Annotated in this window: 17 protein-coding genes; 4 read left to right on the forward strand and 13 right to left on the reverse strand. The window is 30.9% G+C overall.

Features of this window, described 5'->3' with window-relative positions; translation table 11 throughout:
* Positions 1-9: 9 nt before the first annotated feature.
* Positions 10-2,802: a glycoside hydrolase family 3 C-terminal domain-containing protein gene (locus NZ841_04550; GenBank protein ID MCS7202025.1), complete on the reverse strand. Its 2,793-nt coding sequence runs from the start codon at positions 2,800-2,802 to the stop codon at positions 10-12.
* An 80-nt stretch (positions 2,803-2,882) separates the two neighbouring features.
* Here NZ841_04550 and NZ841_04555 point away from each other — a divergent pair, with 80 nt between their 5' ends.
* Positions 2,883-3,842 (forward strand): DUF523 and DUF1722 domain-containing protein, encoded by a 960-nt coding sequence (locus NZ841_04555; protein MCS7202026.1) that lies wholly within the window; start codon positions 2,883-2,885, stop codon positions 3,840-3,842.
* A 32-nt stretch (positions 3,843-3,874) separates the two neighbouring features.
* Here NZ841_04555 and NZ841_04560 read toward each other — a convergent pair whose 3' ends face one another.
* The 5 genes from NZ841_04560 to NZ841_04580 form a co-directional block, all read right to left on the reverse strand.
* The gene (locus tag NZ841_04560; protein MCS7202027.1) at positions 3,875-4,291 is read right to left on the reverse strand and encodes a secondary thiamine-phosphate synthase enzyme YjbQ; all 417 of its coding nucleotides are present in this window, start codon (positions 4,289-4,291) and stop codon (positions 3,875-3,877) included.
* A gap of 16 nt (positions 4,292-4,307) precedes the next feature.
* On the reverse strand, positions 4,308-4,859 hold the full coding sequence (locus NZ841_04565) for a nitroreductase (protein MCS7202028.1): 552 nt from the start codon (positions 4,857-4,859) through the stop codon (positions 4,308-4,310).
* Positions 4,860-4,963: 104 nt separating this feature from the next.
* The gene (locus NZ841_04570; protein ID MCS7202029.1) at positions 4,964-6,667 is read right to left on the reverse strand and encodes an ABC transporter substrate-binding protein; all 1,704 of its coding nucleotides are present in this window, start codon (positions 6,665-6,667) and stop codon (positions 4,964-4,966) included.
* 80 nt (positions 6,668-6,747) lie between these two features.
* On the reverse strand, positions 6,748-7,635 hold the full coding sequence (locus NZ841_04575; protein MCS7202030.1) for a carbohydrate ABC transporter permease: 888 nt from the start codon (positions 7,633-7,635) through the stop codon (positions 6,748-6,750).
* Positions 7,636-7,646: 11 nt separating this feature from the next.
* Positions 7,647-8,555, reverse strand: coding sequence for an ABC transporter permease subunit (locus tag NZ841_04580; GenBank protein MCS7202031.1), 909 nt, complete (start codon positions 8,553-8,555; stop codon positions 7,647-7,649).
* 166 nt (positions 8,556-8,721) lie between these two features.
* Here NZ841_04580 and NZ841_04585 point away from each other — a divergent pair, with 166 nt between their 5' ends.
* Both NZ841_04585 and NZ841_04590 read left to right on the forward strand, forming a co-directional pair.
* A complete protein-coding gene (locus tag NZ841_04585) occupies positions 8,722-10,476 on the forward strand; it encodes a sensor histidine kinase (GenBank protein ID MCS7202032.1) in 1,755 nt (584 codons plus the stop codon).
* Positions 10,477-10,482: 6 nt separating this feature from the next.
* Positions 10,483-11,994, forward strand: coding sequence for a response regulator (locus NZ841_04590; GenBank protein ID MCS7202033.1), 1,512 nt, complete (start codon positions 10,483-10,485; stop codon positions 11,992-11,994).
* Here the strand turns inward: NZ841_04590 and NZ841_04595 are convergent.
* The gene (locus NZ841_04595; GenBank protein ID MCS7202034.1) at positions 11,978-13,417 is read right to left on the reverse strand and encodes a DUF4388 domain-containing protein; all 1,440 of its coding nucleotides are present in this window, start codon (positions 13,415-13,417) and stop codon (positions 11,978-11,980) included. The two genes, NZ841_04590 and NZ841_04595, sit on opposite strands and share 17 nt — an antisense overlap.
* 119 nt (positions 13,418-13,536) lie before the next feature.
* On the opposite strand from NZ841_04595, the gene nth reads away from it, so the two are divergent.
* A complete protein-coding gene (nth, locus tag NZ841_04600) occupies positions 13,537-14,169 on the forward strand; it encodes an endonuclease III (protein MCS7202035.1) in 633 nt (210 codons plus the stop codon).
* On the opposite strand, the gene NZ841_04605 is transcribed toward nth, so the two are convergent.
* From NZ841_04605 to NZ841_04630, 6 genes are all read right to left on the reverse strand, one after another.
* On the reverse strand, positions 14,159-15,307 hold the full coding sequence (locus tag NZ841_04605) for a 4Fe-4S binding protein (GenBank protein MCS7202036.1): 1,149 nt from the start codon (positions 15,305-15,307) through the stop codon (positions 14,159-14,161). The genes nth and NZ841_04605 overlap by 11 nt on opposite strands.
* Positions 15,308-15,322: 15 nt before the next feature.
* Positions 15,323-16,087 carry an IclR family transcriptional regulator gene (locus NZ841_04610; protein ID MCS7202037.1) on the reverse strand — a complete coding sequence of 255 codons (765 nt, stop codon included), beginning with the start codon at positions 16,085-16,087 and terminating at the stop codon, positions 15,323-15,325.
* Positions 16,084-17,046, reverse strand: a complete 963-nt coding sequence (locus NZ841_04615; GenBank protein ID MCS7202038.1) for a sugar kinase — start codon at positions 17,044-17,046, stop codon at positions 16,084-16,086. The genes NZ841_04610 and NZ841_04615 overlap by 4 nt, the downstream gene beginning before the upstream one ends.
* A gap of 78 nt (positions 17,047-17,124) precedes the next feature.
* On the reverse strand, positions 17,125-18,264 hold the full coding sequence (locus tag NZ841_04620) for a hypothetical protein (protein MCS7202039.1): 1,140 nt from the start codon (positions 18,262-18,264) through the stop codon (positions 17,125-17,127).
* A gap of 13 nt (positions 18,265-18,277) precedes the next feature.
* Positions 18,278-19,276, reverse strand: coding sequence for a pectate lyase (locus NZ841_04625; protein ID MCS7202040.1), 999 nt, complete (start codon positions 19,274-19,276; stop codon positions 18,278-18,280).
* Between the two features lie 13 nt (positions 19,277-19,289).
* Complete coding sequence (locus NZ841_04630) at positions 19,290-20,669, reverse strand: alpha-glucosidase/alpha-galactosidase (GenBank protein ID MCS7202041.1); 1,380 nt, start codon at positions 20,667-20,669, stop codon at positions 19,290-19,292.
* Between the last annotated feature and the right edge of the window lie 12 nt (positions 20,670-20,681).

Consider the following 20,681-nt stretch of genomic DNA (forward strand, 5'->3'; position numbering starts at 1 on the left):
ATCCTCCTTTTACTCAAACTTAAACCAGTTAATTTTTAATTCTTTACTTCCTTTTATATACATATCTTGCATTCCTATTAGACTTTCTCCTAATAAGAAAGAGAATTCTTTCCAACTATTAGAAGTATCTATCACTTCAAAGGAAAATTCTTTATCAATTTTGCTAAAATATAAAACTATTTTGGATTTTTGGGAAGAGCATAATTCAATTATTATTTTGCTTGAAGGTTCAATAAACTCTAGATCTTGAAATAGTATATACGAGTTCTCATTATTAAAAATAACATAGGTCTCTCTGAAATTTTCTTTAGTATTAAAACTTATATCCCAACAATCATCAAAATTAAAGGCTTTGTTTTTCTCTAAAGGATTCCTTCTACAAAGTTCCTCTCCATCCACATACACTCTTCCTTTTAGTTTAATATCTTCAGAAGAGGATCCAACAAGTATCTCATATTCTCCCTTTTCTACTAAGTATTTTTCTCCTCTAACATCCCATATAAAAAGTTCTGACACCGGAATAGACATTTTTACCTCTACCTTTTCTCCTTTAGTTATAAAAATCCTTTCAAAAGCTTTAAGTTGGAGTTTTGGTCTTTTTAATTTGGAATTTAAGGCCTTAATATAAACTTGTGGCACCTCATCGGAGTCCATTTCTCCAATATTTTCTATCTCGAAAGAAATATTTATTTCTTCATTAATCTTATAATTATAAGAATCTAGTTTTAAATTTTTATAACTAAATTCGGTATAAGTAAGCCCGTGTCCAAAAGGAAATAGAGGTTCTTTGTCAAAATACATGTATGTTCTCTTTCCTCTTATAATGTCATAATCAGTAATAGAGGTTAAATCATTTATTGATTTGTACCATGTCATATTTAATCTCCCTGATGGAGAGTACTCTCCTACTAGAACGTCTGCTATTGCATTTCCCATTTCTTGCCCTCCATGAGAAGACCATATTATGGCAGGAATATGCTCTTTAGCCCAGGTTAAGGCATAGGGATAGCTACTTATTACAAGAAGAACTACGTTAGGATTTACTTTATAAATTTCCTTTATAAGCTTTTCTTGATGGTCTGGGAGTACAATATCTAACCTATCTATTTCCTCTCTACCATTAACTAATGGATTATTTCCAACACATAATATAACTAAATCGGAATTTTGAGCAATACTACTTGATTTTTCTATTCCGTTTTCTAATTTCTCAATTATAAATTTTTCCTCAGGTAGATCCTCAAGATTATCCTTGAATTTAATTACGTTTCCTTCTTTTTCATCTAAATAAAGGTATTTTCCATTCCATGTCCTAATCACAAAAGTTCCATCTCCTAGGGAGTCAATATTGAAAAGTTCCTTTACAAACCACCCAAAAACCTCTTCGGAAGAAGAGAGAATTCTTAGAGTTGATTCATCGCAAGTTAAAAATTTATTATTAGCTAAAGATTGTAAACTTTTATTTCCCCATCCCCAATCTATGTATTTAAAAATTTCTTTTTCAGTTATATTATCGCTTATTGCCCATACTGGACTTATATTAGATTCTAATACCCTTAAGTATTTATTATTTTTTACAGATTTTATGGCAACTAGATCATAGGAATCATGATAAAAAATCTCTTTCTCATAGAGTTTATTAACTATGCCTTGTAGGATGGATACCTTATAGGGATAAGTACCACTATACCAATCATTGTAGTTTTTATTGGCTAAGGGGCCTAGAACAGCTATCCTTTTAATTTTTTCTTTTCTTAATGGAAGAAACTTATTATTATTTTTTAAAAGAACTATAGACTTTAGAGCGGACTCATAGGCAAGTTTTGAATGTTTTTCATCGCAAATTTTAGTAGGAAAAATATAAAATTTCCTATTAACTTCATCATCAAACTCTCCAAGCCTAAATCTCACCTTTAACGTGTTTGATATTGCTTTATTAATATCCTCCTCTGTTATAAGACCTAACTCTAAAGCTTTCCAAGCGGAAGATATAACTAATTGGGGATCATCAGTGAAAGCATCGATGCCAGCTCTTAGCGCATAGGCTATTGTTTCATAATGGTTTTTAAAGGTATGGTGAGAAGTAACTGTTTGGCTGAAATCTCCTGCGTCAGTAACTACACATCCTGAAAGGCCAAATTTTTCTTTTACTATTTCTTTTACTATTGGATTGATAATACAGGGTACACCATTTACTGCATTATATGCTGTCATTATACATGGGGCTTTTCCCTTTTCTATTACTCTTCTAAATACGTCTAAATAATATTCATACATATTTCTCGGATCTATATTAGCAGAGAATTTATCTCTATCTTTTTCATTGTTATTTGCAAAGAAATGTTTAGGAGTCATAGCTGTTTTTAAATAGATAGGATCATCCCCTTGAAGTCCTTGAATATAAGCTGATGCCATTTCTCCTGCTAAAAAAGGATCTTCCCCATAACCCTCTTCTGTTCTTCCCCATCTTGGATCTCTTTCCATATCTACAGTAGGAGCCCAAAGCATAAGCCCACCAATTTTCCCTCTCATATAATAATAAGCTCTTGCCTCGGTAGCTACCACCTCTCCAACTCTTCTCATTAAATTTCTATCAAAAGAGGAAGAAAGTCCAATGGGTTGAGGAAACACAGTTGCTCTTCCAAGCCATGCTATACCATGGGCTGCTTCACCACCAATATAGAACTCTGATATTCCAAGTCTTGGTATACCTTCTTGTCTTGTGGGAAGAAGTTTAATTTTTTCCTCGAGAGTAAGTTGAGAAATTAGCTTTCTTACTCTTTCTTCAATGGAATTTTTCATGAAAAACCTCCTTAAATACGCAAAAAATATTTAATCTCAAATTATACTACAACTTGTTATATAATATAATGGCTGTTTTAATGGTTAATTTAGTAGAGAAAAATTCAAATATTAGACCTATATTAGTATTAAGCAGGTGCCTTAATAAAGAAGCAGTAAGATATAATGGTGGAATTATAACAGACGATTTTACTAAGAAATTAGAAAAATACATAGAAGTAATTAGAGTTTGTCCAGAAGTAGATATAGGTATGCCTGTACCACGCCCCCCTGTTCTTCTTGCACGAATTGATGAGAAGATTCATATGATAGAACCAGAATCTAAAAAAGATTATACGGAAGAAATAGAAAAATTCTCAAGAAAATTTCTGTACTCTATAAAGGAAGTTGATGGATTCATTTTAAAAGCAAAATCTCCAAGTTGTGGAGTTAAAGATGCTAAACTTTATCAAGAGAATTTTAAAAATATAATAGGAAAAACTGATGGGTTATTTACAAAAATTGTAAGAGAAACTTACCCTTATCTTCCCGTAGAAGATGAGGGAAGACTTCATGATTTTTGGATAAGACAAAATTTCCTAACAAAAGTTTTTGCCTACGCGGATTTTAGAGCTTTAAAAAATAAAATAGAAAAAGTAAAAGATCTCATAAAATTTCACCAAAACTATAAGTATCTGTTAATGTTATATTCTCCATCGAATCTTAAAAAAATGGGATATTTAATAGCTAATTGGGATAGAAAGGGATTAGAAGAAACTTTAAGAGAGTATGAAAAACTCTTTAGAGATACCTTTTCGAAAAATCAATCAATAAAATCTCATATTAATGTAATACAACATATATATGGGCACTTTTCTGATCTTTTGAAATCTAACGAAAAAAAACACTTCCAAAATCTAATAAAAAAGCTAAGAGAAGATAAAATTTATCTCAAGATTATTCTAGAACTTATTAGAAACTACGTCTATAGGTTTGAAGATGAGTATCTATCCAAACAAAGGTATTTATATCCTTATCCAGAAGAATTAGAAGAGATTTAATATTGAAAAAGCAAGGAATAAGAATCTTTTTTCTATTCCCCAATAATCTTTACTAGTACTCTTTTTCGCCTTCCTCCATCAAATTCTCCATAGAAAACTTGTTCCCAAGGACCCAGATCAAGTTTTCCATTAGTTATGGCAATAACTACCTCTCTTCCCATTATGGTTCTTTTAAGATGGGCATCAGCATTATTTTCTCCCACATTATGGTAATATTGATCGTAAGGCTTTTCAGGAGCAAGCTTCTCAAGCCATATTTCAAAATCTTTATGTAGTCCAGGCTCATCATCGTTTACAAATACACTGGCAGTTATATGCATGGCATTACAAAGAAGAATTCCCTCTCTAATACCACTTTCTTCCACACATCTTTGCAAAACATCTGTAATATTGACGAAAGCTCTCCTTGTTGGGATTTCAAACCAGAGTTCTTTTCTATAAGATTTCAATTCTCTCACCCCAATTTTAATCTATTATATTGAAAACATCTTCTCTTTTCTCTTTCTTTTCTGGTATTTCTTTAATATACCCAAAAGCTCCTGATGCATAGATTTCGTGATTCTCTGGAATTCTTAATTCTCTTTTTATTCCTTCACCCTCTTTTGAATTTAAGATTCTTATTATAGCATGAATCCAGCATGCTCCGACTCCAATAGACCAAGCAGAAATCAACATATTTCCCATAGCAAGAATACAATCATACATTGCTGTGGGAACATTTTTATCTCCAGAAATAACAATTACTAAAGGGGCATTATAATAAACACAAAAATTAGGATCTTTTGCTCTTTCAAATCCAGCATTTATCATATCTTGTCTACATAATTCATTTATTCTCTTTAAAATATCTTTATTTTTAATTACAGTAAAAAGCCATGGTTGTCTATTCATACCACTGGGTGCATGCCTTCCAGCATTAAGGATTGTTAAAAGATCCTCTTCGGATAAAGGATCTTCTTTGAAAGATCTAATACTTCTTCTTTCTAAGATATTTTTTATAACCTCATTATTTCTCATATTTGACACTTTTTTAAGAAATTTTTTCTCTTTATTATAAAATAAAAAGGGGAGTAGGGAAATTCCCACTCCCCTTTCTAGTATTTTTTTACTTAATAGACTCTTTACTTTTTCCAGAATTCTACCATTTCTCTTATTTGTTTTGTCTTATAATCTTCATACTTCTTTGCTCCCAAATCTTCCATACCCTTTAAGAATTTAGCCCATTCTTTATCAAATTCTGTGGTGGGAGCCATAATAACCTTTGGTATATTTCTTATCACATATTCAAACAACTTATTTCCTATCGCTCTTATATCTTCATCAGGAGTAGGATACATCCAAAGATAGCCCCAACTCTTCACTGGATATTCCTCTGCTTTAGGGAATAGATCTTTCCAGATCTCAACCTTATATGCAGAAAGAACTTGTTTTTCTACTTCAGTATAATTCTTTCTTATATCTTCCTTTCTTGTATCAGGAACTACAGGATTTCCAGTGGAGTCTATTACATAATTGGGAAGTCTTGGCCATGGATAAATATACACTCCTATTCCTGTTTTTCTTCCAAAATATGGATCTGTCTGTCTTTCTTTCTCTACTTCTGGTAAGAACACTCTCTTTCCATCTATATAGGTATGATGAATTCCTTCTATTCCCCATTGCCTCAAAATATTTGAATCCTCTGTGCAGAGCCAATCTAAGAACTTTATAGCTCTAACTGGATCTTTACATTTCTTTGTAATAGCTATACCCCATCCTCCTGTATATCCTGTTCTAACATCAGGAGGAGCCTGTTTTATTTTTTCACTTACCGTTACAGGATAGTATCCATACATTCTATCATACTTTCCAGCCCTTCTTAATGCAGTAATTGGCTCTCCCACTGCCCAGCCTGCATCAATTAGTGCAAGAACCCTTCCACTGGCAATTTTAGCTTTATATGTATCCTCCTTTTGTATAAAGGTTTCTTTATCTAATAATCCTTGATTCCACATACGATTCAACCATCTGAAGTATTCTTTCTCAATAGGTCTCTTATAATGGAAGATACATCTTAATGTCTTTGGATCCACGTATAATTCTCCATCATCGGGAGCACCCGTAGCAATAAAGGCTGGATTTGTTACACTTATTACTGTTCTCCAGTCATCTGCACATAAAGTTAGAGGTATTGTGGGAAGTCCATCGGTAGTTGGATGTTTCTTATAATAGGCTTTTATTGCATTTTCAAAGTCTTTTAGGGTTCTAATCTTGGGATATCCAAGTTCCATTACTACTCTGTGCTGGAGCATAAAACCGCCATTTACATCTAATACTCTATCATTATCAGTTCCATAAGCACCTAAACAATAAATTCGAGGATCTTCCTTACTCCACTTTAATCTTTTTAAATTCTCTCCATAGGCCTTCTTAATATTTGGAGCATATTTTTCAATAAGATCATCTAAAGGAATCAATGCTCCTGCATCTTTAAGAAGGGCTAAATCACCTTTTGCATAAACAAGATCGGGATAATCTCCGCTTGCTGCCATAATTTGAATTTTTTCTCTTACTGCTGCCTGATTAGGTGCATATTCAATGTCTAAGGTTACTCCTGTTAATTCTTTAATCTTTTGTGCTACAGGACTTCTAAATTGATCATCATTGGGATTTACTTCTCCTATATATACTTTGAAAGTTATTGGCTTACTTGCTTCAGGAGTTGGTGTCATGGGTTTATAAAGCTTTACTTGAGCATTTACTATATTTATTTTCCCACCAATACTTAAAATAAGAATTAGAGATAAAATGGAAAACCAACTTAAGATTTTTTTGAACCTTTTCATTTTCCTCTTATCCTCCTTTTAAATATCTTGGAAAGAGATAATTGAAGGGAAATATTAATTTACCCTTACACCCCCTTTCCTTAACTCTTTATAGCACCTAAAGTCATGCCCTTTATAAAGTATTTTTGTAGGAAAGGATATACAAAAATGATAGGTAAAGTAGTTATTATAGTCATTGCCATTCTCAAAGATTGGGGAGTTACCCTCATGGTCTTCATGGGATCAAGAATACTATAATAGTCTATCGTCGAAGATGCAGCTGCATTTGCTAATATTTTCTGAAGCTCATATTGTAAAGTAGTTAAAGCCTTATTCCCTCCACAATAAAGATAGGTATCAAACCAAGAATTCCAATGACCTACTGCAATAAAAAGAGCAATAGTAGCCAAGACAGGAAGACAAAGGGGAAATACTACTTTGAAGAAAATTGTTATATCATTTGCTCCATCAATCATAGCGGATTCCTGAAGTTCCATGGGAAGCTGATCTATGTAGGCACGAACAAGAATAATATTAAAGGGATTAAGAAGGCCAGGAAGGATATATACTAAAAATTTATTCATCAATCCAAGGCTTCTTATAAGAAGATATTCAGGAACTAATCCTCCACCTACATACATTGTTATTAGGAATAAAATGGTTACAAATTTATTGGCGAAGAAATCCCTTCTACTCAAGACATAAGCAACCATAGCAGTAGATACAACGCTTACAATTGTACCTATTACTGTTCTTAGAGTAGATATTAAAGCTGCCTGTCCAATTAAAGGATAATTAAAAATCTCTCTATAATTATCTAAAGTAAAAACTCTTGGAAATATAGTAATTCCTCCTTTTATAGCATCAAAGGGATCATTTAGAGAAACTGCAAGGACATACAAGAAAGGATATATAGTAACTACTACTAATAAGACCATTAAAGAATAATTTATTACATCAAAAATCTTATCTCCAAGACTTCTTTTCATATTTGATCCTCCTAAAAAATTCTGTAGCCTGTTATTTTTCTACTTAATCTATTAGCAGAGAATAATAATATTAAGCTAACAACAGACTTAAAAATTCCTGCTGCAGTACCAAAAGAGAATCTTCCTGCTCTTATTCCATAATCCAATGCATAAAGATCTATAACGTCAGAAACATTTCTCACTGCAGATGTTCTCAAAAGAAATTGTCTTTCGAATCCGATGTTTATAATATTTCCAATAACAAGAATTAAAATAACTATAATTGTAGGCATAATACCAGGTAAAGTTATATGCCACATCTTTTGAAATCGATTAGCTCCATCCACTTCTGCAGACTCATAAAGCTCAGGGTTAATAGATGCGATTGCTGCAAGAAAGATAATTGTATTCCATCCAAGCTCCTTCCAAATATCTGAAAAAACCACTATCCACCAAAAATATTTTGGATCTCCAAAAAACAGTATAGGTTCTCTTATAAATCCCAGTCTCATTAAAAGATAATTAACTACACCATCGGGAGCAAGCATAGCATGGACAATACTTGCTACAATCACCCAAGACACAAAATGAGGAAGATATGAAATAGTCTGAACAGTTCTCTTAAAAACATTATGTCTTATTTCATTTATAAGAAGGGCTAATATTATGGGAAGGGGAAATCCAAAAATAATTCCCATAATACTCATGGCGAGGGTATTTCTCATAACAAGATAAAATTCAGGATCAGAAAACATCTCTCTAAAATACTTCAAACCTACCCACTGCTGTTGAAATATAGGAATACCTGGTTTGTAGTTTTGAAAGGCGGTGATCCAACCCCAAAGAGGTATGTAACGAAAGATGATAAGCCAAATTACAAAGGGTAATATCATAAGGATTAGATATTTCTGCTTCTTAATAATCTTAATGGTTTTCTCCATCTTTCCCTCCAATAATCCCTTTTCTCAATCAAAATTAAACAAATAAAATTTCTTTTAGAAAACCTAAAATTTTAGACATTTTTATCCCCAAAAATTAGAGAATTTTACGATTTACAGGGATAAATTTTTCATTTTATACTTAAAAAGATAAGAAGGAGAAATTTCAATGAGATTTTGTGATTTTAGAATGTATGAAAAACTCATAATAAGTTATATTTTAGTATCTCTTATACCCATATTGATTCTTGGTTCTTTTGCCATTATTCATTTTAGAAATTTTGCCTCAGAATCAATCTCCCGTGAAATTTACAATAATCTTGAGACCATCAAGTTAAAGATGGAGGAAATGAATGACGAAGCTGTAAATATAGCAAATAAATTAATGATAGATCAGAGATTAAAGGAACTTCTTTTACATAGATATAAAACTCCTTTGGAGGCTTATTTAAAATACTCTGGATATAAAGATATCGAAAATTATAAAACTCTGTATGCAAAAACTATCTCTCATATAAGGATATATTCTGAGAATCCAACTATACTAGAAAATGGCATATTTTATAAGGCAACAAAAGATATTAGACAACAACACTGGTATAAGTTGGCTCATAGGCTTAATGGTTTTATAAGATGGGAACTTATTTACGAATATAAAGATTTATATCCCCAATATTACTTAAGTCTAGTAAGACTTCTCAGGGATGTATATAATGAAAAATTTGGTGTATTAGTTATAAATCTAAATAAACTTGAAATAAATAAGATTTTAAGACATCAGCCTTTTGATACATTTGTTGTAAATAATGAGAAATTAATAGTTGCAAGTAGTGACGATCATTTATTAAACACAAAATTAGAAATAGACTTAAAAAAAATTTTAGGAAAAAATGATAACTTTATCTATCGAAATGGGAAAAAATACAAAGCTATTGGGATATACTTACCTTTAACAGGAGATAATAAAGATTTTTACATTGTCAGCATGGTTCCTTTTGATTTAATAATGGGAGCACCAATAAGAATGCAAAACTTTGCTATTTTTATTATAATTATTAGCTTCCTTGCCTCTATCTTTTTAATCTTTATCTTTTCAAGAAGTACTAGTAAAAGATTATCTATTTTAACGAAGGCAGTAAGAGAAATATCTCATGGAAGTTGGGATTTGGATATTCCCCTTGAAGGAAGGGATGAATTTGCTCAGCTTTCTGAAGATATTAAAAATATGGCAAAGAATATAAAAAAACTCATTGAAGAAGTTTATATAGCAAATATTCAAAAGAATGAACTTTTATTAAGAGAAAAAGAGATAAAATTAAAGCTCTTGACTAACCAATTAAATCCTCATTTTCTATTTAATACCCTTGAGACTTTACATATGATGGCTATTTGTAATGGACAAAAAGATATAGCAGATATGGTTTTAAAATTGGGTAATATTTTAAGAAAAAATATAGAATTGAAAGGAAATTTAGTTAAACTTGAAACAGAACTAAATCTTGTTAGGGATTATTTAGAAATTCAAAAATATAGATTTGGAAAAATAAATTATAAAATAGAAACTCACGTTGATCCTAGTAGAATTTATATTCTTCCCTTTCTTATCCAGCCTATAGTCGAAAATTCTATTATACATGGGTTAGAAAACAAAATAGATGAAGGATTTATATACGTTAAAGTTAAAAAGGAAGAAGAAAGACTTATTATTTCCATAGAAGATAATGGGGTAGGAATGGAAAAGGAGACTTTAGAATCTTTAATGTCTAAACTTTCAAAGGAAAATAACAATGAGAAAATAGGATTAAGAAACATATGGGAAAGAATAAAACTTTATTACGGAGAAGAATATGAGTTAAAAATCACAAGTGAAAAGGAAAAGGGTACTAAAGTAGATATCATTATTCCCTATATAGAGATGGGATGAGACAAAATGTATAGAGTTATTATCATTGATGACGAGCCTTTAATAAGAAAAGGCTTAAGAAAAATTATAGATTGGAATAATTTTGGATTTAACATTATAGGGGATGCAGAAAATGGAATTGATGGTTATAAAAAAATATGTAGCTTAAATCCAGATCTATGTATTATTGACATAAAAATGCCTGGAATGGATGGTTTAAGCCTAATTGAGAAGATAAAAAACAAAAATATCAACACAAAAATAATAATTCTTACAGGATATCCTGAATTTGAATATGCAAAAAAAGCTATAGATTTAGGTGTAGAAACTTATCTTCTAAAACCCATAGATCCAGAGATATTAGCAGAAAAGATTAAGAAAATATATTTGGAATTAGAAAGGGAAAAAAGTATTAAAAAACTTATTAATAAAAGTATAGAATTCACAAGGGAGAAAATTGTTGAGAAAATAATAAAGAGAGAACTTGAAGGTATTTCCATAGAGGAATTAGAGGAAATGTATAATATAAATTTCACTTGGAAAGCTTATCAAGTTATATTGGTAGAACCAAATAATGAGGAAATATTTAGAGAGATTAAAAACATATTTTCCTACTATGCCTTTCATATAGATAATCTTATCGGAATTCTTGTAGAGGATATTTCAAAACCTCATCTTAAAAAGAAAATTATTGACATGAAAAATAAAATTAAATCAAAATATTTATTAGATATTTATATTTCCGTGGGAGAAAAGGTTTTTAACATACAAGAATTATATAAGTCTTATAATTCTGCTCTTAATCTCTTTAAGAAAAAATTTTTATATAATAAAAAAGGAATAATCTTATATCAAGGAGATAGAAAAATAAAAACTGCAGAGGAGATCTCCGATGAAAATATAGTCAAAGAATTGATAAGATCAATAGAAAAGCTTGATATAAATAATATCAATGATATTTTAGATAAAAAAATGAAATTCTGTATATCAGAGGAACTAAATGAAGAAGAAATTAAAACAAGCTATCTTAAAATCTTTTTAAATATTATAAATCATTTTTCCACAAATTATTCAAAATTTAAAGAAATTTCTAAAAACTATCTAACAGATGCTCTAATAAAAGATTTTTACAAAAAAGAATCTCTCTTTGAACTAAATTGTTTTATGAAAAGTTTAATATTAGATATCACTGAAAACTTTTCTAAAATATTTGGTAGATCGATAATTTCAAAAATCTTAGAATATTTAGAATGTAATTATTATAAAGATTTAAAGATAAAAGAGGTTGCAAAAATCTTTGGATATAATAGTTGCTATTTTGGAAAGATTTTTAGAAGATATACAGGTGAAAATTTTAATACCTATTTAGATAAAATAAGAATAAATAAAGCTAAAGAATTACTTCTTCAAGGAATTAAAGTTGTAGAAGTTGCTGAAAAAGTTGGATATAAAGATATCGATTACTTCATTATGAAGTTTAAAAAGTACACAGGAAAATCTCCCAAAAATTATAAAGAGGAGCTTATAAATTCATCTTAAAGTTTCTTATTTTTTCTCCTAAGACACCATCCTCTTTTAAAGAAAGAGAAGCCAATAAATTCTTTAGAAATCCTCTTATTTCTTCTTCGGATACAAAGGATAGATTTTTATAAATATATTCCCAGTTAGGAGTTAAATTTAAAATTATTTTATCAAAAACATATCTTATATCCTGTACATTATTCTCTAAAAATCTTTCCCATTTTCTATAGAGAACTTCCCATTTTTCTCCTTTATATTCCTTTTTAACTTCTTTCCAAAGCTTCCAAAATCTATAAATTAATTGTAATTTTTTATCCTCTTCAACAGCTATGATTTTTCTACTCTCTATCAATTTCCAAGAGATCACTCTAGTTTTCAAATCATCAAAAACAAAGTCTTCAATTACATCCTCAAGAGATCTTTCACCATCTAAAAACCAAGAAAATAATTGTTCCTCAAAATACTCTTTCTTTCCAATATAAACGAAAACATTACCTAAAGCTTTCGTTATAAAATCAGATATCTCTGGAGACTTTGATGCATCAATAATATTATCAAGGGTTGTTTTTCCTAAAGAAAAAAGATATCTTAAAGCTACCTTTGAAAAATCTTTTATTGCAGAAGCAGAAAATTGCTTTACATTTTTATAAATGTTATCCCAAAGAACCTTTTCTCCTGCTGTCATATTCTCAAACACTTCTTTTACTTCTTCTTCGGAAGGAATATACTCTTCCTTCATATATCGGTAAAAGTAAAGACGAGAAACTTCCTCAGGAAAGGTTATCTCCTGAAATATGGATTTAACCTTTGTGTTACTTTTATCTAAAAAGTTTTTCCAGTTTCTTTTTATATTCCTTTCACTTAATCCTTTCTTTGGAAACTCTTCTAAAATATAGTTCCAAGATCTCCAAAAAATATAGAACCAGAATAGATTTTCATCTTCATCAATTCTAATTAACTTCTTTTTTTCTATTAATTTATTAATTAATTCTAAGGACTTAATCTTTGAAAAACTAATCTCATTAATAACATCCCTAATACTTTTTTTTCCATCGAAGAAAGTTACAATATTTTTTTCCTCTTCAGATAAACCCTCCATATTTATGGGAATTAAAAGGAAATCACCTAAGTAATCCAAAAGATCTATATATTTTCCTGAACTTATTAATACCTCAAAGGGATCTAAATTTATAGGAGAAGTAGGAGCTTCTTCATCAGGAATAAAAACAAAGCTTCCTTTACTCCATAAAGCTAAATCCAATAAAGCATCTAAATTTTCTAAATTGCCACCTTTGGCATAAACAATTCTTCCCTCCTTAAAAAATACCTCCATTATATTACCGTTATCCTCTACTTGAAATTTTCCTGTTTTTCTTCCCGAAGAAAGAAGTTGCAAAACTTCCCATAAAGGTAAACTCAAAAGATCACCTCTTAAACTCATTTTTTTCCTCCTTTCAGTTTTAGTCTTTAAATAATTATAGCACTTTTTAACTCTTGCTCTTCTATTTGAATTAATTGTATACTTTTATACCTTTGAAGGAAAAACCTAGGAGAAAATTTATGGAGAGAGAAAAAAGGATAAATGAAATCTTAAAAAGACTAAAAAAAATATATGAACCTAAAACTGCTTTAATTTTTTCAAACCCCTGGGAACTTTTAGTAGCAACAATTCTTTCTGCTCAGACCACAGATGAAAGAGTAAACATGGTTACTAAGGATCTTTTTAGGAAATATAAGAATATAAAGGATTATGTAGAGGCTCCTTTGGAAGAATTAGAAAAGGATATTAAATCGGTGAATTATTATAAAACTAAGGCAAAAAATATAAAATCCTGTGCAGAAATTGTTTTAGAAAAGTACAATGGAAAAGTTCCTGATAAAATGGAAGATCTCTTAAAACTTCCAGGTGTAGCAAGAAAAACCGCCAATGTGGTTCTATCCGCAGGATATGGAAAAAATGAGGGAATAGTTATTGATACTCATGTTTTTCGACTTTCTCATAGACTGGGACTTTCCAACGAAAAGGATAGAGTAAAATTGGAATTTGATCTTATGAAGGTAATACCAAGAGAAGAGTGGGGAAATTTTTCCTTTCTTTTGATTTCTCATGGAAGAAATACTTGTAAGGCTCAAAAACCTCTATGTAGTAAATGTATTCTTGCGGATATTTGTCCTTCGGTAATTAAAGACTAACCATACTAATAGCCTTCTTGGGACAAAGTTTTACACATAATCCACATCCATCACAAAGCTCAGTGATAAAATATTTTCCATTTTTCTCTATGGGAGCATCATAAATACATATTTTTTTACATATACCACATGCATTACACGAAGAGGAATCGATAAGGGCCTTAAATAGATGTCTTCTATCAATCTCATAATTTCCTAGAATTGCCTTACCAGAGACTTTTCCTTTAAATTCTAATATAGAATTATAACCTTTCTTCTCCATAAATTTTTTAAAATCTGAAAGAATCTTAGAAATTATTTCATATCCTGTTAGATAAATAATACTACATATTTGAACCACATCAGCACCTGTTAAAATATATTTTGCTATATCTTCTCCTCTTCCTACCCCTCCTGAACCTGCAATAGAGATTTTAAGATGGGGACGAGCACTGGAAATCCATCTTAAAACATAGTTTAAAGCCCACGGACCTCCATGTCCTGCATATCCTCCATGAAGAATGGGTTTTTCTATTTCAAGATCTATATCAAGACCTGTCAGTCTGTTAAACATAACCACACCATCTATTCCAATTTCTTCTAATTGCTTTGCTATTGCTAGAGGAGAGGAAAGTTGCATAGGCAATTTTACAATAAGAGGAATTTTAACATTTTCTCTAACTATTTTGGAAACTTCAAGGATTGTATCATCTACATCCTGCCCTCGAAAAGAAATAGATGCATGGGGACAGGATACATTAAGTTCAAGGGCAGGAGCATTTATTTTTTCTGCCATCTTAGAATATTTTAACCAACCTTCCTGGGTTATACAGTTTATGCTAGGAATTACAGGAATAGATAAAGTATTTAATGCTTTATCAATTTCTCTAAAATATTCTTCTGGAGAAAAAGGGCTTGCTTGCTCAAAGGAATAAAAAGTTTGAGATCTCAAAGGTCCCATAGATCGATCAATAATTTCAAATCGTGGAGTAGGCGAAATTCTACAAATTTCCTCTTCAAAGAGGGATTTAACCACTAATGCTCCTGCTCCATTTTCCTCGCACTTTTTCATATTTTTAAGATTCTCTGTAAGACCAGAAGACGCAACGATAATAGGATTTTTTAGCTTAAGTCCTACATAATTACAAGATAAGTCCATAAAATAAATCCTCCTTTAAGTTTTACTTCTCAATATGTTATTGATCTTTTCGCATGTTTTTAATAATTCAGAAAGAAGTTTTTCTTTATTTTCTCCCTCAAAGGATAAATAATATCCTGATATGGAAACAGCTGCTACTACATTTCCCGAAAAATCAAATATAGGAGCGCCAATGCATTTAATTCCCCTTTCATTTTCCTCTTCATCAAAAGCATATCCTCTTTCTTTTACCTTCTTAAGCTCCTCTTTCAATTCCTGTGGATCTGTTATAGTATTCTCTGTTCTTGGAATAAGAGGTACTCTCTTAAGATACTCTTCAATATATTCATCGGAACTATAGGCAAGAAGAACCTTCCCAAAGCTTGTAGAATAAAGAGGCATTCTCATACCAATTCTCGACATCATGGGAAGAGTGCCAGGACCTTCTACCTTGTCAATATATACTCCTTCAAACCCATCCTTTATAGTTAAATGAACCGTTTGTTTCGTTTTTTCCATAAGTTCAATAAGATAAGGACGAGCAACATCTCTTAAATCGAAACTTTGAAGAATATAGGAAGAAAGTTCCAATATTCTAAAACCAGGTTTATAAAAACCGTTAGGAGTCTTTCTTACAAATCCTTTATTTATGAGGGTAGAGAGATATCTATGGACCGTTGAAATATGAAGACCAATTTCTTCTGAAATTTCCTTTAAAGATAATTCTCTTCCAGAAAGAACAATATATTCTAAAATATCAAGAGTTTGCTCCGCAGAATTAATTCCTGTTTTTGTTTTCATCTTTCCACACTCCTATCATTATTTAATGATTCTAAGTAATTTTTTAAAGTCTTTTTATCAAAGGAAGGAAAATCTCCAAATACACTCATCTTCAATGATGCCAGAGCATTACCCAGTTCTGCAGAACATGCTAAATCTTTTCCAGTAAGATATCCATATAAGAAGCCTGCTACAAAAGCATCTCCTGCCCCAATTCTTTCCACCATATCCGTAGAAAAAGCAGATCTGGAAAAAATCTCATCTCTAAAAAGTACACTACATCCTTCTTCTCCTTTAGTTAGTATATATATTTTATCTCTTCCATATAATTTTTGAAGACGAAGAAGAATAGCCTCTTCATCTTTTTCTTCATCAAATAAAACATTAAAATCTTCTTTTTTAATAAATAAAATATCTATAAAAGAAATAATTTCCTCCAAAAACTTCCTACATTCTTCTTTACTCCAAAGCTTCTGCCTATAATTTACATCGAAGGATAACTTCTGGTCTTCACCTTTTTGTCTACAAATCTCTCGAACATTCTCTTTACATATATCACTTAAACTAGGTGTTACTCCAGTAAGATGAATAAGACGCGCTTTCTTTAAATAATTAAAATCTTCCTCATCAAGAGGAGTTAAGGAGAATGAGGAATTTTTTCTATCATAAAGAACTTGAATTCCTTTTGTCTTATGATGAAGTTCTACAAAATACATTCCCATTCTTCCATTAGAAACCATCTTTACCCGTTCAACACCTATACCATATTTTCTTAGCTCATACAATGCTTTATAACCTAAAAAGTTATCAGGAAAAGAAGAAATGAATTCAGTTTTCAATCCTAAGATAGAAAGTCCCACAAGAACATTGGCCTCAGTCCCTCCAATCTCGATATCCCAGCTATTACTAGAGATAAAGGTTTTAAACCTCTCAGGAGTTATTCTTATCATTACCTCTCCATAGGAAACTACATCAACCATAGTCCCTCCTTGTATCATATAAAAACATTTTGCATATAAAAACTTAAAAAAATCTCTTTAAAATCAAAAAATTTCCAGCTATAGTTTTAATTTTACTAGATATATCTCACTATTTGCTACACTAAAGGATTCTGACCTTCCTACGAAAGTATAGTGATAAATATCCTTAATAAAACTCCAACCTTCATCAAGATCTCCACCCCCAAAAAATCCTTCATAGATAATATTCCCAGCTTTATCTATTTTAACTATATAAAGATCAGAATTTCCAGCTCCTGAGGAATTAGATCCACCAACAATTAAATATTCCTGTTTTCCTATATGTCTTATATAAAAACCTGTGTCATATCCTTTACCACCATATGTTTTTTCCCAGATTTTTTCTCCTTTTTGATTTATCTTTAAAATATAAAGATCAGGAGTATCAGAAAAAGAATTAGAGTTTCCAACTATAATATAGCCATCTCCTGCATAGACCAAAGAATAAGCATAATCAAACCCTTTTCCTCCAAAGTTTTTTTCCCATATCAGATTTCCATCTTTATCTATTTTAACTACATATACATCTTGGGTTTCTGAAAAAGAATTAGAAATTCCAACAGCAACATACTTTTCATCAAAGGTAGAACAAATATCATATCCATAATCACTACCTTTTCCCCCAAAGGTTTTCTCCCAAATCTTATTGCCATTCTTATCAATTTTTATTAAATAAAGATCATATTGCCCTCTTCCAAAGGATGTAGTTCTTCCTACAATTATATAATTTTCGTATTTATCTTTCGTTATTCTCCATCCCTCTTCAAATCCTTTCCCTCCAAAGGTTTTATTCCATAAAATCTTTCCATCTTCATTTATTTTTAGTATTAAAACATCACTATTTCCCTCTCCAAAGGATCTAGTCCCTCCAACAATTACATACCCATCTTTATCTTTTATTATTGAATAAGCATAATCATCCTTAGAACCCCCAAAGGATTTTTCCCAAACCTTATTTCCTTTCTTATCTATTTTCAATATATATACATCCTTTCCACCCTCTCCAAAGGATAAAGTCTCTCCCACGACAATATATCCATCAACAGCCATTGCTATCCCATATCCCTTTTCACTTTTTGGACCTCCATAGACCTTTTCCCAAATTAACTCTTTCCTCTCCAAAGAAAAAGAAGGAAGAACCACTACTAGAAGAATAATCAAACTAAAGATTTTCCTCATATTTTCTCACCCTTTAAGGGAGTAAAACCTTTTTTCCTGCTCCAGCTTCCTTTAAAAGTAATTCAGGAATACTTTCAGCATCATCTAAATAATAGTCGTAGGGAATAGAATAATCATCTAACTCCTGAGTAATATTATTTTCACCACAATTTACATAAATATTTCCCCACTCCATTAAATAACCATCTTGGGGACTTTCAAATTGAGTGGTTATAGGAAGAGGAACTTTCTCAAAGTAGTTATTTTCAACTATTACTTTTGCTCCCATTCTTGATGCAATCCCATAAAGAAGAATATTTTTATAATAATTATTAAAAATATGAACTGTACCAAATCTTACACTAGGATGTCTTGAGTTTGTATTTCTAAATATATTATGATGATAGGTCACCCTTGCATCCACATCCACAGTAGATGTGTCACTACTTCCCACCTGAGTACATTTCCAACTATTTTCAAAAATATTCCATGAAACAGTTATTCCTTTTGAGGCTCTAATAATATCAAGGAGAGCATCTACCTTATCTTTTTCCTTTTCCCTCTCTGGAGTTACAATCATATCACTACTTAAAGTACAATGGTCTATCCAAACATTTGTAGAACTTTCAATAGTTATTGCATCATTTCTTGAGTTTTCAAAAGTATTTTTAATGGTCAAATTTCTAATTATTACATTATCTACTCTTCTTAGATAAATACCCCATCCAACTATTCCTGCATTAGGGGTTATTCCTATTATAGTTTTATTTGATTCTATATTAACTTGAGCAGACTCTTTACTTGTATCAATTACTCCTTTTACTAAAATAATATATGGCTCCTTTGCTTGAGCATACTTTTTAAAATCACTTATATTATCAACAGTTACAATTCTTCCCCCTTGTCCTCCTGTAGTATTCTCCCCAAAACCTAAAGGTCTATCCTCTAAGGTTAATATAACTTCTTGAGTAGATCCAGAAGTGAAAAGAAAAATACTAAAAAGAGCTAAAATTGTTAAAAGCTTAAACTTCATTAAACCCACCTCCCTACTTTTCTCCCCCTAAATACTTAGGAACAAATCTTTTAGTACCTTCTATCATCTCATTAAACATTTTTCTTGCAGTATCTCTATCTATTTTGCTTTCAACTAATGGATCATTATAAAAGGCACGAAAAATAAGCTCTATATCTTTATTTAGAACTCCTTCAAGAATCATTTCCTGATTCATAACATGTCTCAAAACCCAAGAATTCACGTCATAAGGAAGTCTTCCAGAGTATATTGGCAAAATATTATCTTTTGTAATATATACATTAGTTTCCACAATAACATCTTTGGGAAGAGAATCCATTTGTCCCATATTGGGAAAATTTACATTGGTTATAAAATCAGAAAGACCTAGTAAAGCCTTCATTATTTGAACCCCAACTTCTCCCGAAGGTTTAATGGGAAACTCCATTTCTCCTCTTGCAAGTTTTTCACTCATTTCATTAAGAAATTTTGACTGTTCTTTACGAAAAGAAACGGGAGTAAGAGAAAATTTCCATTCTTTTACCTTTTCAGGATTTTCTAGATACCATTTTGCAGGGAAAAACTCTGCTAAATGTCTGTCTCCTGCTGCTGCAATTATTCCAAATCTTTTGTAAAGATCAAATTTAACTCTATTAGCAGATGCAAAATAATCTTTCTTCCATCGATCTTTTTCTTCCTCATATCCTTCATAGTAATATCTTTCAGCAAATTCTCCATAAAGAGGCAAAAGATTTTTTCCATTCCAAGATATTTTATCTACCCATGTAAAATGATTTATACCAAGCACATTTTGTTTAATCTCTGATGGATTTACTTCTATGCCTTCCTTTTCCTTTAACATTAAGGAAAGAATTTTTGGGATTTTAAAAACCTCATGACAACAACCAATAGCTTTTATCTTAGGAAATACTGCGTATAATGTTCTAACACATAGAGCCATAGGGTTTGTATAATTTATCACCCAAGCGGATGGAGAATATTTTTTTATTGCTTCTGCAAATTCCATATATATAGGAATTGTTCTTAAACTTCTAATCACTCCTCCCGGTCCTGGAGTATCCCCTACTGATTGATAAATTCCATATTTTTCAGGAAGATGAACATCTATCTCCATTTCTTCGAGAGTTCCAGGAAGAATAGATATGATAACAAAATCCGCTCCCTCTAAAGCTTCTCCTATTTCTTTTACTGCTCTATATTTCCATTTACTTTTTGCATCCTTTTGTTCACTTATCCTATTTCCTATAACTTCATTAATTTTTGCCGATTCATAATTTATATCATATAATCTTACTTCTCCTGAAAAACTTTCTTCCAAGGCAAGATCTGACATAAATCTCCAAGCCCAACCTTTAGATCCCCCACCAATATACCCAATTTTTATATTTTCCACCTATAAACTCCT

The organism is Dictyoglomus sp. (assembly GCA_025060475.1).
GTDB lineage: Bacteria > Dictyoglomota > Dictyoglomia > Dictyoglomales > Dictyoglomaceae > NZ13-RE01.